General features: G+C 59.4%; 11 protein-coding genes and 1 pseudogene. 8 read left to right on the top strand and 4 right to left on the bottom strand.

What is annotated here, in order from left to right; genetic code table 11:
- Positions 1-498 (top strand): annotated as a pseudogene (locus tag HMPREF3009_RS08270) (hypothetical protein); the annotation flags it as partial.
- Here the strand turns inward: HMPREF3009_RS08270 and HMPREF3009_RS08265 are convergent.
- From HMPREF3009_RS08265 to HMPREF3009_RS08255, 3 genes are all read right to left on the bottom strand, one after another.
- Positions 495-1,613, bottom strand: a complete 1,119-nt coding sequence (locus HMPREF3009_RS08265) for a ferrochelatase (RefSeq protein WP_070681276.1) — start codon at positions 1,611-1,613, stop codon at positions 495-497. The pseudogene HMPREF3009_RS08270 and the gene HMPREF3009_RS08265 sit on opposite strands and share 4 nt — an antisense overlap.
- A gap of 26 nt (positions 1,614-1,639) precedes the next feature.
- A complete protein-coding gene (locus tag HMPREF3009_RS08260; protein ID WP_070681273.1) occupies positions 1,640-3,544 on the bottom strand; it encodes a DIP1281 family NlpC/P60 protein in 1,905 nt (634 codons plus the stop codon).
- A 1,411-nt stretch (positions 3,545-4,955) separates the two neighbouring features.
- On the bottom strand, positions 4,956-5,432 hold the full coding sequence (locus HMPREF3009_RS08255; protein ID WP_070511802.1) for an Rv1476 family membrane protein: 477 nt from the start codon (positions 5,430-5,432) through the stop codon (positions 4,956-4,958).
- A 303-nt stretch (positions 5,433-5,735) separates the two neighbouring features.
- Here HMPREF3009_RS08255 and acnA point away from each other — a divergent pair, with 303 nt between their 5' ends.
- The 5 genes from acnA (at position 5,736) to HMPREF3009_RS08230 (ending at position 11,826) form a co-directional block, all read left to right on the top strand.
- Entirely contained in the window at positions 5,736-8,552 is a 2,817-nt protein-coding gene (acnA, locus tag HMPREF3009_RS08250; RefSeq protein WP_232761029.1) for an aconitate hydratase AcnA, read from the top strand.
- A 176-nt stretch (positions 8,553-8,728) separates the two neighbouring features.
- Positions 8,729-9,301 (top strand): TetR/AcrR family transcriptional regulator, encoded by a 573-nt coding sequence (locus HMPREF3009_RS08245; RefSeq protein WP_049157671.1) that lies wholly within the window; start codon positions 8,729-8,731, stop codon positions 9,299-9,301.
- Between the two features lie 282 nt (positions 9,302-9,583).
- Entirely contained in the window at positions 9,584-10,141 is a 558-nt protein-coding gene (locus tag HMPREF3009_RS08240; protein WP_232761027.1) for a hypothetical protein, read from the top strand.
- Positions 10,142-10,244: 103 nt separating this feature from the next.
- Positions 10,245-11,027: a hypothetical protein gene (locus HMPREF3009_RS08235; protein ID WP_070681264.1), complete on the top strand. Its 783-nt coding sequence runs from the start codon at positions 10,245-10,247 to the stop codon at positions 11,025-11,027.
- A 52-nt stretch (positions 11,028-11,079) separates the two neighbouring features.
- The gene (locus HMPREF3009_RS08230) at positions 11,080-11,826 is read left to right on the top strand and encodes a hypothetical protein (RefSeq protein WP_070681262.1); all 747 of its coding nucleotides are present in this window, start codon (positions 11,080-11,082) and stop codon (positions 11,824-11,826) included.
- On the opposite strand, the gene HMPREF3009_RS08225 is transcribed toward HMPREF3009_RS08230, so the two are convergent.
- Entirely contained in the window at positions 11,823-12,512 is a 690-nt protein-coding gene (locus tag HMPREF3009_RS08225; RefSeq protein WP_070681260.1) for an SDR family oxidoreductase, read from the bottom strand. The genes HMPREF3009_RS08230 and HMPREF3009_RS08225 overlap by 4 nt on opposite strands.
- Before the next feature lie 79 nt (positions 12,513-12,591).
- Between HMPREF3009_RS08225 and HMPREF3009_RS08220 the strand changes: the two genes are divergently transcribed.
- Positions 12,592-12,861, top strand: coding sequence for an ACT domain-containing protein (locus HMPREF3009_RS08220; protein WP_010186707.1), 270 nt, complete (start codon positions 12,592-12,594; stop codon positions 12,859-12,861).
- A 15-nt stretch (positions 12,862-12,876) separates the two neighbouring features.
- Positions 12,877-13,698, top strand: an 822-nt coding sequence (locus HMPREF3009_RS08215) for a DUF711 family protein (protein ID WP_118783638.1), incomplete at its 3' end; no start/stop codon positions are given.

Below are 13,698 nucleotides of genomic sequence, written 5' to 3'. Positions count from 1 at the left end.
TCCGAGTCCGCTCAAGCTGCGGTCGAAAACCCGGCCGGCGCCATCGTTGTGCGCACCAACGATCCTGATAGGAATTTAGTGCTTATCCCCACCTACATCGCAGGTGTGACGCGGTGGACGGTGATTGAGGAAACGGACCCGTTGCCCTCGCCCGCGTGGCTGAGCCCAGGAGAAGCGGATGCGCTGCTGAGCACTGCAACGAATGAATCGGCCTCTCTCATCGAAGCAACGGGGTATCGCAGCGATGCTCTCCCCAACCCGCGGCTGACCGTAGGTACGCTGAGCGACTTCTACGACACCCCGGGCTTGCCCTCAGCGGTGCCGGGGCGTGCGGCAAAGCTCTTTGCTCGGGCTGACCGGGTTGCTGCCATTATCGAGACGGTGACTGATCGAGTCCAAGACCACAGCCTCGATCCGCAGCTTCTGCGCCTGTGGCGCCACATCCGCCAAGCGCGCATGGCGGGAGTGGCCTACGCGTTAAGCGAATTCGCACGCTAGTGAGGCTTGCGCAGCGACCAAATATCGCAGCAACCATCGGCGCAGGGCTCGCCGTTGACCGTGCACCCCTGCACTGTGACCTCGCCGAGGGACGCGGGCACACTGCCCTGCTCTAGTTCCTCGATCAGATCCACGATCAGCGACGCAAAGCGCTCAGACGGCCCGGCGGTGCGGGTGCGGTAGACACTGACGCCCATCGCATCGGCGGCCTGCTTGAGCTCGGAATCGAGATCCCAAATCACCTCCATGTGATCAGAGATGAATCCGATGGGACAGACGACGACGCCGTCGATGCCTTCCTCTTCGTGGATCCGTGTGGTGTGGTCTACGATGTCCGGTTCCAGCCACGGTGTGGCCGGGTTACCAGAGCGGGATTGCCACACGAGGTCATAGTCCTTCACACCGGCGGCCTCGGCGACGAGGCGAGAGGCCTCCGCCACCTGGCGGGAGTAAATATGCTTATCCCCTTCGGCACCCCCAACCGCATCGTGTGCCGTGGGCACTGAGTGCGCGGTGAAGAGCATGCGAGTGCTAGCCAGCTTGTCGGCCGGGACCTCCGCGTAGGCTTCTCGGACTGCGGCAGCCATCTCCTCTACGAACTTCGGGTGATCGAAGAACTGGCGCAGCTTGGTGAAGGTTATGTCTGGAAGATTCTTCTCCTCGATGTGCCGACGCAGGGCAACGATATCTTCGTTGTATTGCCGGCAGGCACTGTAACCACCCCAGGCCGAGGTGGCAAACACGGCGACGCTGCGCACTCCATCTGCTGCCATCTGTTCAACGGCTTCAGTGCCAAAGGGATACCAATTGCGGTTACCAAAATAGACAGGCAGATTATGTCCGCGGCTCGAAAGCTCCGCAGAGATATTAGCGATGATCTCTCGATTCAATGCATTGAGAGGGCTTATGCCGCCGAAATGGAAGTAGTGCTCCCCCACCTCTTCGAGGCGCTCACGAGGGATGCCACGGCCGCGGGTAACGTTCTCCAAAAACGGAACGACCTCCTCGGTTCCTTCCGGGCCACCGAAAGAAAGAACGAGGAGGGCGTCAAATGAGGAGGGCACCGAATCGGTGCTGTGGGCGTTGCCCTGGGCAGTACGCAGTGTGTCAGTCATGCAGCCCAGTCTAGCAACGCACCCTCCTAGATCAGGCGCACGGCATAGGGGGCCATGCCGCCTTGGCGTACGGGGGTGATACTCACGTTTTGACCTGATTGTGGGGCTTCAACCATGGTGCCATCACCAAGATAGATCGCCACGTGCTGGCTGCCGCTAGGGCCATAGAAGATAAGGTCGCCGCGCTCCATTTCGCTCGGGGAAATCTTCGTTCCCTTCTGGTACTGGTAACCGGTGTAGTGCGGTAAGGAAATACCCACGCCGGCGAAGGCATACAGAACCAGACCCGAGCAGTCGAAACCAACCTTGTTGTAGTCACCGTGGGAGTCTGCAACGCCTCCATCACGGATGCCCTTGGTAGGGCCATTTGCGTCACCGCCGCCCCACGCATACGGAACACCGACCTGGGAGGTGGCACGCTCAATCACGGTCTCGATCTTTGCTTCGCGGGAGGCGTCGCCCAGCGTTGCCGATGCCTCCTTGGTCACGCTGTCGGTGGTATCAAGCTCTTCTAGGACGCCGGACAGATCGGAGGCAAGAGAATCCTCGTCCTCAGTGGACGTGGTCGTGGATGCCGAATCACTTGTCGACGTCTCGGTGGATCCCGCCGCCGTAGATCCCGTGCTCTCCCCTTCGCCCTGAAGGGCAAAGAGCTTCAAAGAGCCCTGCACCAGTGCGTCGATCTCGTCCTGGGTCAAGCTGTTGTTGTGGTTAGGCTGGGACGCCGCCACCATCGAGGCGACGGTTCCAACTACGCCGATGCCGAGGGCAACCGTCTCAGGATCGATGTCACCCGGATCAAAAGAGCTGCCGCCTCGGGGCAGCCCCGTCTCCTTCTTCTCAGAGCCCGTTGCGCGAGTAGAAGACAGCTCCTGCACGTTTGGATCCGAAGCAACCGCGTCTGCAGCGCTTGAAAGTTCCTTCATTTCCTCCGCAGAGACCGTAGGGGTCGACCGCTGCGCTTGGAGCGTAGGAGTCTTGGCTTCAGAGGCCGAAGGGCCAGCCGGTGCGTCGGTCGTGGACTCGGCGGCAGTCGTTGTGCTGGCGGGCTCGGACGGGGCTACCGTGGGCTCGTCGGCGTCGTCAGCGGTCTCGGTAATGTCCTGCGTATCGCTCTGCACCTCCGAAGTCAACGGCCCATCATTGACCTCCAGACTAGTCTCAGGGGTTGACTCTTCATCGCCGTCAAGCCCCTTAGCCTGATTGAGGGCCTTATGGAGAGCGGAGAGTTGTGAGAGAAGATCATCGCGTTCGGACGCCGAATCCTTGATGGAGGCTTCGGAGGCGGTGAGCTGATCGCGTGCTGCGGTCTCGGCATCAGCGGCCCGGTCCGCGCGCTCCTCAGCAAGCTGCTGGGTCTTGCGAAGCTGAGATTCCTTATTGGCCTTTTCCGTCCGCTGCTTTTCCAAGTCACGCAACACCGCCTGTTGCTTATCGGATTGCGATCGTAGATAGGACTGGCGCTCGAGCATATCCGAGCGGGCGTCTTTACCTGCTGCATGAGCAACGGTGTCGGAGGTATTGGCGCGGCGGTAGGCCGAACGTGAGACCTCGTCCAACTTTGCTTGCGCATCCGCGACATCCGCCTGCGCGGCGTCGAGTTGCTCGCGCGCCGTCGTGGTCCCCTGGCGTGCCTGGGCCGCCTTGGTCCGAGCGTCGTTGAGATCGACGAGCGCCCGGTTCACAGATTCGCGTTGGATACCGATGGCCGCTTCAGCTTGAGCGATACGTTCCTCGATCTGCGCGATAGCGCCGGCGAGGTCAGCGATGGACGGATTATCGGAGGATAGCAGGGAGTCAATGTTGAGCTGCTCAGGTTCCGCCGCCACTGCAGGAGTGAGCGAGGAGGCAGTAGATAAGGCTGCAGTGGTCGCAATAGCAGCGAAGGCTGCTTTGAAGCGCCGGAAGCCGAAGGATGATGTGGTGGCCACGAGAGTTATCTCCTAGACACCTACCCATGTAGTTGGGCATCCCTACAGTATTTCCTCATGGCTGGGCGAAGGCGGATGTGGCAGCAGAAAACGCCGCCGGGACTTGAGGATGTTTCTTCGCCAATAGCGAGTAGGTACTGCGGGGTGCGTCGCCTCCCCCACCACTTCGAAGCTGAAAAGTTGCATGCGTGCCTAAGGAAAGCCGTGCGCTTCCTAGAGTTACGCCTTCGAGGCTGATGAAGCGGAGATGGATACGCGAACAAGAGTGGTCGAACGAGGCATGTACGTCCTGGCGCAGGCAGGAGTATTCCTGCGTTCGTGCCCCTAAAGGGCACTGTGTCCTGCCAACAACGGAGACACTAAAGGTACTGCGCGGGCGCTGTGTATGCACCAACGTCTCATCAGACCGCCGCCCCAATCTTCCAGTTGCAGGGCGTCCCTCGCTCGATAGCGAGTACGCCTAGGACTAGCCGCGATCCGACGACGAAGGGGCACACCTCTGGCTGAGGGCCACGTCTCTCACGGTTCCTCCTCGCTGGACGCCGCGCTCGTGAAAGTAGCAACTCGCGCCCACATGGCACAAGTGCCCGCCTCCATGGCTGGCACCCAACCGGAAACCGGAAGAGCATACGGCCGCTTCTTGCCCGCTCCAAAGACGCGCACAATGAAGTGTGTGAAGCCTCTTCCACTCGGAAGGTAGGTGTTTCGATTTTTAAAAGTTGAACACTGGTACCGACTGCCTCGAGCAAACTGTTCTGCTACTCGCGTCACCAGCGACACGACATTCATCCACCAGGCGGTGAACCCCAACTGTTCCCTTCGCTCGTGGCGTGCTTCCCCACATACCCGTGCGACAAATCAATTGAGAGTCAAGGCTTGGTCCATGAACGTATGGAGCAGTAGTCAACCCGTGAGTCGATACGTGAACCATACGTCACCGACACGCCATCTCGCACACTTTCCTCAACTTTCACATCAGCCACGTGCGGCCACAGGGCATGACGGGAGCACCTAACCTGCAATGACTTTGTTACCAAGGTGTGATTGTGATGTTCATCACTATTGGGTAACACCCACTCCCAAGGTCCGTTTCCAAGTCGGCCTGTCACCGCATGTGTGGCGTCACGCCTTGAGGCTTGTCTCACCGACCGCTCTCGTGATTGCCCCAGATTGCTACATCCGTCCTTCATGGCGGACTGGGGCACGATGCTCTAGCGGGCCATTTGACCCTCGGTGAAATTTCACGGCCTGGCAAGCCCCGCAATAACGGATACCTTGCCGTTCGGCGCGCGACGCCAACCACTCCCCCGCTTCGAAAGTAAAGGGATAGTGGTTGACTTTTGCCACTTCCCCCCTCCCCCCTGCCGTCAAGCCCCAACGAGTAGCGAAGTGCGCGCCGTAGTTATTCCGCCTATTTTTCGGCGATCAAATTGTGCCGAGCAGACGCGCGGAAGGCTATCCATCCGACGGCCGAAGCGAGGCAGAAAAGGAGCCCCAGAATGATTCCCCATGGTGCCGAAAAATGGTCAGCGGTGGCATAGAAATCATTGAGCAGCGTGACCTGATCGAGACCGGTTGGCAACGCATCTTCGGCCGCCTCCAAGGTTGCGCGGTCATAAGAATTGCTCACCGCGGAGACCTTCATGGGCGCCTGCAAGATGACAGTGTCTAGCCCTGTCTGTCGCTGGAGGGTTGTCGCTAAGTCGCGGAGATCCGGAATCTTCTCCGGGAAGACGTCAACCACTGCGATACCGTGTCCGGGTTGTAATGAGGCTGAGATGTGGGCCTGGAGGTCGTCGTCAAGCGCCAGCTCCGGATTAGAGAAGGCAACGCCGTCGGCTGACAGCTGTGCGGCAATATCGTCTACATTTACGTCCGCCGGGATCATTTGCCACTCCTCGTTATCTTGTAGCGCTTCGGTTCCCCAGATTCGTGGTCGAGCCTAAACCGCCGGACCCGGGCAAGCTTCGCGACGCGCCGCTACCCCCGAAATGGATGAAACAGAACGCGCGTACTGTTATAGTGGTGTCGACCGAGGGTTCTTACATCTACAATGTATTAGAGAACATGCGTGTTCAAAGATCGTCGACACGCTTGGCCTCCTGAAAGGTCAGTGCTAGTCGGATAGTTCGACGAACCCTCGACAAGTGTTCGATAACCCACAAGCGAAAAGCAAGGAATGGAGCTCCTTATGACTGAAAGCCTGAACTCCTTCGGCGCCAAGAAGACTCTTGAGGTCAACGGTAAGTCTTATGACTACTTTGACATCAACGCAGTCGAGGGCCTGGAGAAGCTTCCGTACTCCCTCAAGGTTCTGGCTGAGAACCAGCTGCGCTACGAGGACGGTAAGAACGTAACCAAGGATCACATCAACGCTTTGGCCAATTGGGATCCGTCCGCTGAGCCGGATACTGAGATTCAGTTCACCCCGGCCCGCGTTCTCATGCAGGACTTCACTGGCGTCCCTTGCGTGGTGGACCTCGCAACCATGCGTGAGGCTATCACCGCACTCGGTGGCAAGCCGGACCAGGTGAACCCGCTCAACCCGGCCGAGATGGTTATTGACCACTCCGTCATCGTCGAAGCCTTCGGCTCTACTGAAGCCCTCGAGAAGAACGTGGAGATCGAGTACGAGCGCAACCAGGAGCGCTACCAGTTCCTGCGCTGGGGTGCTGAGAACTTCTCCAACTTCCGCGTTGTCCCCCCGGGAACCGGTATTGTCCACCAGGTCAACATTGAGTACCTCTCCCGCGTGGTCTTCGACAACGACGGTCTCGCATACCCGGATACCTGCATTGGTACCGACTCCCACACCACCATGGAGAACGGCCTGGGCATCCTGGGCTGGGGCGTTGGCGGCATCGAGGCAGAGGCAGCGATGCTGGGCCAGCCGGTGTCCATGCTGATCCCGCGCGTTGTGGGCTTCAAGCTCACCGGCGAGATTCCGACCGGCGTGACCGCTACCGACGTGGTTCTGACCATCACCGAGATGCTGCGTCAGCACGGCGTGGTTCAGAAGTTCGTTGAGTTCTACGGCAACGGCGTGAAGGCTGTGCCGCTGGCCAACCGCGCCACCATCGGTAACATGTCCCCCGAGTTCGGCTCCACCGCTGCGATCTTCCCGATCGACGAGGAGACCATCAAGTACCTCGAGCTCACCGGTCGCCCACAGGAGCAGATCGACCGCGTCGAGGCATACGCCAAGGCACAGGGTATGTGGCTGGAGCAGGATGCTCCGGAGGCAGAGTACTCCGAGTACCTCGAGCTGGACCTGTCCACCGTGAAGCCGTCCATCGCTGGCCCGAAGCGCCCGCAGGACCGCATCCTCCTCTCCGAGGCCAAGGAGCAGTTCCGTAAGGATCTGCCGACCTACGCTTCCGGCGAGGTTGTTGCCGACGAGTCCACCGTTGAGGCCAAGCGCATGACCGCCGAGGGCGGCGACGAGAACTCCCTCGTTGACGTGACCGGTGGCCTGAACAAATCCCGCGCAGGCGAGGGTGAGTCCGCTGCCAAGGGCGGCTCCGGCCGCCAGTCCAACCCGGTGACCGTCACCTCCCCGAACGGCGGTGAGTACACGCTGGACCACGGTATGGTTGCCATCGCTTCCATCACCTCCTGCACCAACCCCTCCAACCCGTCCGTTATGGTCGGCGCTGGTCTTATCGCACGTAAGGCTGCTGAAAAGGGCCTGAAGTCCAAGCCGTGGGTTAAGACCATTTGTGCTCCGGGTTCCCAGGTTGTGGATGGTTACTTCCAGCGCGCAGACCTCTGGAAGGATCTAGAGGCCCTGGGCTTCTACCTCTCCGGCTTCGGCTGCACCACCTGTATCGGTAACTCCGGCCCGCTGCCGGAGGAGATCTCCAACGCCATCAACGAGCATGATCTGGCTGCTACCGCGGTGCTTTCCGGTAACCGTAACTTCGAGGGCCGTATTTCCCCGGACGTCAAGATGAACTACTTGGCTTCCCCCATCATGGTCATTGCCTACGCTATTGCGGGCACCATGGACTTCGATTTCGAGACCCAGCCGCTGGGCCAGGATCAGGATGGCAACGATGTCTTCCTCAAGGACATCTGGCCTTCTCCGCAGGAGATCGAGGACACCATCCAGCAGGCCATCTCCCGCGAGCTCTACGAGGCTGACTACGCCGACGTGTTCAAGGGCGACGACGCATGGCGCAGCCTGGATGTCCCGGAGGGTGAGACTTTCAAGTGGAACGAAGACTCCACCTACATCCGCAAGGCACCGTACTTCGATGGCATGCCGACTGAGCCGGAGCCCGTTCAGGACATCAAGGGCGCTCGCGTCCTTGCAAAGCTCGGTGACTCCGTGACCACCGACCACATCTCCCCGGCCTCCTCCATTAAGCCGGGTACCCCGGCCGCTCAGTACCTCGATGCCAACGGTGTGGAGCGCCAGGACTACAACTCCCTGGGTTCCCGTCGTGGTAACCACGAGGTCATGATGCGCGGTACGTTCGCTAACATCCGCCTCCAGAACCAGCTGGTCGACGTCGCCGGTGGCTACACCCGCGACTTCACCCAGGAGGGCGCACCGCAGGCCTTCATCTTCGACGCCTGCGAGAGCTACAAGGCAGCCGATATCCCGCTGGTTGTCCTGGCAGGTAAGGAGTACGGCACCGGTTCCTCCCGTGACTGGGCTGCTAAGGGCACCAACCTACTTGGCGTGAAGGCTGTCATCACTGAGTCCTTCGAGCGCATCCACCGCTCGAACCTCATTGGTATGGGCGTTATTCCGCTGCAGTTCCCGGAGGGCGAGTCCCACGAGTCCCTCGGCTTGGACGGCACCGAAACCTTTGACATCGAAGGTATTGAGGCTCTCAACGAGGGAGGCATTCCGAAGTCGGTTCACGTAACCGCCACCAAGGAATCCGGCGAGACCGTTGAGTTTGATGCCAAGGTTCGCATCGACACGCCTGGTGAGGCCGACTACTACCGCCACGGCGGCATCCTGCAGTTCGTTCTGCGCCAGATGGTCAAGGCCTAAACCACCCTTGCCCACCATGCAGGTTCCCCGGATACGGTGCGGCCTGCATAGTTAGGCGGATAGGCCAGCTAGCAACATCGAGTGCTGGCTGGCCTTTCTGCTTCTCTCCCCCTCATCCCCTCATACTTCTGTCACCTGTCTACCCCCAGCCGTGCTTTAAGGAGCTTTCCCCAACCATGCCGATTATGAGCGACTCCGAACTGAACCGCCGCCGCCATGACATTCTGGTCGGTGCACGTAGATGCTTCGCTGAGCACGGCTATGAAGGTGCCACGGTTCGACGCCTCGAAGAAGCCACGGGCAAATCGCGCGGGGCTATCTTTCACCACTTCGGCGATAAAGAGTCTCTCTTTTTGGCCCTGGCCCGGGAAGACGCGGCCCGCGAAGCCGAGGTTGTAGCAAACAACGGTCTCGTTGAGGTAATGAGCGAGATGTTGCGTCACCCAGAGCGCCACGATTGGCTCGCCACCAGACTCGCGGTGACCTCGATGTTGCGCACCGATCCCTCCTTCGCTGCTCGGTGGCATGAAGAGCAGCAGGTTTTGGATAAGGCGGTTCGCGCGCGCTTGGAATCAAACGCTGAGAAGGGCCGGCTGCGCGACGACGTCTCCATCGATACCCTCGTAACTTATCTGGAGACCTTCATGGACGGTTTTATCAACCGCCTGGCCCTCGGGGACACGAAGAATCTAGAACAGGTGTTGTCCTTAGTAGAGCAATCGATTCGTGGCCCACACGCCGATCACTAAGCGCTTAACACTCAGTGCCGGAGTGTGGTTGACGCTACACTGTGGCGCATGGACCATACTCCCCTACAGCTTCCGCGGACGCAGTGTGGAATTAGTCTGAACGCCACACCCCGGCTTGCCCCGAAAGAACAGCGTGCCCACGATGCTCAGCCGAACCCCCGAATGGATAATTCAGGGATCCGCGAGGTCATCGAGGAGGCTGGGCCCCAGCCTGGGCGCCTGAAGCTCAGCGACCTGGCAGTCTGGGTCATCATAGGTCTAGTTGGACTATTTATGTGCAAGATGTCGATCTCTTTCTTCGCTGGTGATTTTGGTCCTCCGCGATTCAGCTTCTCTGACATCGGCATATTTTCGTTAATCCCTATCATTTTGTGTTTCCTCAGCGCGACCTTTCTCGCTGTGAGCCTGTGGAACATCCTCAAGGAGATCGGTCAAGCTCGGCGTTTGCGCACCGCGTGGCGCAATGGCTGGGTAGAATACCGTCCCGCTCTCATCGGTGAGTTGGTTTACCTGCGCAGCAAAACCGAAGGTCCCGACGATCGTGAACGGACCTATTTCTATTACTCCGCGCCGCTCATGATCCTTCAACCAGACGGAACAATGGCGAAGGCCATGTCCGGAGAGTTCCGCGCAAACAACCCGAACTCGTTGAGATCACGTGGCGCTGCACTGGCAGAGGGCTCCCGGATCGCTACCGTGGATACTGCGAACAATAATGGCTGGACCGTCGCTGCTTACCGCACCGACGGAACGAGCTCGGAGGCGGAACTCTCCAATGGACTCACCGGCCGCCAAGTTGATGCCGTTCTCCAATTCGCCGAACAGCATTGGGTGCGCTAAGCCGCTGTTCGATTGGTTGGCCCGCCGCCCAACACGGGTCCTACTCCCCATTGGGTGTTGAACCGACGAGAAAGGCGGCTCTAACCCCTTTACACTGTGATTCATGACGCAATCTTCTCTTCAATTGCCTCGGTCACCGCTGAAATTTGATGCAGCCAGTGCCGGCTCCCTCGCGCCTAAGGAATTAAAGGAGCACGATCAGCAGCCGAACCCTAACGTGGACCGCAGCGGTATACGCGAAGCTATCAATAGTGTCGGGCGACCGATCGGCCATACGAATCTCGGCGCGATCATCTTTGGATTCATCTTCATCTCCATGGGTGTCATGTCCCTATTCTTCACAGTGTTCCATGTGCTATTCCTCTTTGTCCTATTTCCGGGCGCAGACGGAACGAACGGCGGGATACCAATAGCCAGCATTATCAACGGGCTTGCCGCACTGGTATTCATCTTTGTCGGAGTCATGCTCGTGCGGGGTCGCTGGGGAAGGAGAACTAGGTTGCGGACCGCCTGGGCGAATGGGTGGGTTGAGTACCGTCCTGCGTTAATCGGGGAGCTCGTCTACAAGCGCCGCGTCGACTACAACGACAACACCGACTACTATTACACCGCCCCGATACTCATCTTGCAGCCAGACGGCTCGTTGACAAAGGGCATGACTGCGGAGTTCATCGCTCCGAACCCGAATTGGCTGAAGCTTCGCGGCCGGCTGCTCGCCGACGGTCCCCTCGTCGCCACCGTTGACTTCAACCACAATAACGGCTGGAGTGTGGTGGGATACCGCGCCGACTCGGACAAACCGCAACTAGAACTCCAGCATGGTCTGCGCAAGAAGAACATCGAGGCGGCGCTGTCTTTTGCTGAGCAGAACTGGGTAAAAGGTTAACGCTCAACAGCGTGCCATCGTGACGCCCTACCTTCTTCAGGAGCCCACCACAATGTCTCAGCAAGCGATAGCCCCCTTCGACTTTCCGGATCATGAATACTCCGAAAGGCTCATTCCTCGTAGCTTAAGGGAAGTATCTTCGCCAAACCCTTCTCCTACAACAGCTGCCGTCGGTCGCGCCATTGCCGCAGCTGGGCCACTGCCGGGTGGATCCACATCTGGATGGAAGAACCTGCGGACCAAGCTCATCGTGGCGGTAGTGCTACTCGCTATCGCGATATCAGCCATTATCGGCGAAGATACGTCCATCAGCTCGGGGTGGCAGGGATTGGCCGTCGCAGTCTTTGTCCTCGTGCTCGTGGTAGCGGCAGGGAGACAGATTCGGTCCATTCGCAGTTCAACGTGGGGCGCACGCCGGCTGGGCACCGCCTCAGAAAAAGGCTGGATTGAGTACTATCCCGCTCTGCTCAGCGAGATCTGGCAGACCGGTCGGCACGTGCCGCATGCCGATCCCACCGAGTACTACTACAAAGCCAAGGTGCGCCTCTTCCTTCCCGACGGCACGGTTCAAGAAATCATCAGCGACGAGTTTGAATCCCACACGTCTCCCCGGGCCTTCCGCGAGCAAGGTATTGCCGTGGTGCGCTTCCAAAGCCAAGCTACCTTCGAGCACACCACGGGGTGGTACATCGCCGCCCACCTCGCTACTAAACCTTTTCGCCAGGCGAGCTTGCACAACGGTCTGACCCGCGAGCAAGTAAGTGCTGGCCTTAACACCGCGGCGTCTCCTGCATCCTAGATGTCCTTAACGCTGCCTTCACCATCGATGAATTCCAGAGGCGAGGCCGGGAAGCTATCGCGGCCGGCAACCTCGGTGATAACCTCAGCGACAAGCTCTCGGGAGGTCGTCAGCTTACCGGTGCGCTCTGCGTCCTTAGCTAGCACGGTGATACCGCGCGAAAGCTCCTCCGTCAGGGCTGCCGGGCCAAGGATAAGGTAATTCAAATCGGTTGAGTTGAGCTTGTTGTCCACCGCCTTCTTCGACTCCACGTAGGCATACCACTTCTCGTCCGCAGGATCGGTCGTGTTCTCCGTAGCACCCATGTAGGAAATCATGATGTAGGCGGGAGTGTTTTTACGCTCGGCTGCAAGCTTCTCTAGTCCTGCGATCGAGGCAAGTGCGGCATCGCGGTCCACCGCCCAGGTTACGTCAGCGCCAGCGCGGCCACCGTTTCCGGCACCCCACACGACGACGTCATAGTCAGCCAAAAGCTCTGCCCAGTCCTCGACAGAAAGCTCGGTGAGATCGCGCACCACTGCGGTGGCGCCGAGGGCTTCTATATCGGCAACCTGGTCGGGGTTACGGATAAGGGAATGGACGGTGAGGTTAGCGTCGACAAGCTTAGGCGCCGCCAAAAGCCCAACCTTGCCATGGCCGCCGATGTACAGAACCTTCTTGCGTGCAGTTGTTGTCGTATCAGTCATGAGCGCCACCGTACGCGCTGTCTGATCTCTCTGCAGGACCCCAGGACAGCTGGAAAAACGTACAGGCTACAATCTAGTCATGATCGCCATCATGACTGTTACCGGTGTCGATAACACCGGCATTATCTCCGCCGTGTCCACCGCCCTCGCAGAACTTAACGTCAATATCGTTGACGTCTCCCAGACGCTCATGTCTGAGTACTTCACCATGATCTTGCGCGTCGAATTCGATGAGAACGAGGTCAGCATCCAGCAGCTCCAGGAGCGGATGAACACCGTCGGTGAGTCCATCAAGCAATCCATTCGCGTGCAGTCGGAAGCGCTGTTCACCGCAATGAACGAGATTTAGGGACGATAACCAGTCATGCTTAACCGCTTCAATACCGCCAGCATTCTCGACACCATCGAGATGATCGAGAAGTACCGTCTCGATATCCGCACCGTCACTATGGGCATTTCGCTGCTCGGCTGCACCCGCTCCACTATGGAAGCCACCGCCGAGGCCGTGTACGACCTCGTGACATCCCGCGCCGCACACCTGGTTGAGGTGTGCGAGGGAATCGAGGCCGAGCTCGGCATCCCGATTGTCAACAAGCGCATCTCTGTCACCCCCATCGCGCTCATCGTGGCCGGTATCGAAGGAAACCCCGTGGACGTTGCCCGCGCGCTGGATCGCGCTGCCGCAGCGACCGGTGTTGACTTCGTCGGTGGCTACTCCGCGCTCGTCGAAAAGGGCGCAACGACCGCCGAAAAGGCGCTTATCCGTTCCATCCCGGAAGCCCTGGCAGAGACAAACCTGGTCTGCTCCTCGGTGAATATCGCTTCCTCCCGCGCCGGCATCAACATGAATGCTGCGGCACAGATGGGACGCATCATCAAGGAAGCTGCCGAGCTCACCAAGGAGCGCAGCGCCATCGGCTGCGCCAAGCTCGTGATCTTCTCCAACTCCGTGGGCGATAACCCCTTCATGGCCGGTGCCTTCCACGGCATTGAGGAACCGGACTGCGTCGTTTCCGTAGGTGTATCGGGCCCGGGCGTGGTCGATCGCGCGCTCGGCTCCCTTGAGGGCGCCACCCTCAACGAGGTCGCCGAAGAGGTCAAGAAGGCGGCCTTCAAGGTCACCCGCGCCGGCCAGCTCGTGGGTGAAATGGCTTCGGAGCGCCTCGGTGTCCCGTTCGGCATCATT

The organism is Corynebacterium sp. HMSC034H07 (assembly GCF_001815175.1).
GTDB lineage: Bacteria > Actinomycetota > Actinomycetes > Mycobacteriales > Mycobacteriaceae > Corynebacterium > Corynebacterium hiratae.
The sequence above is the reverse complement of the archived record's forward strand: the minus strand, read 5'-3'. Positions and strand labels throughout refer to the sequence as shown.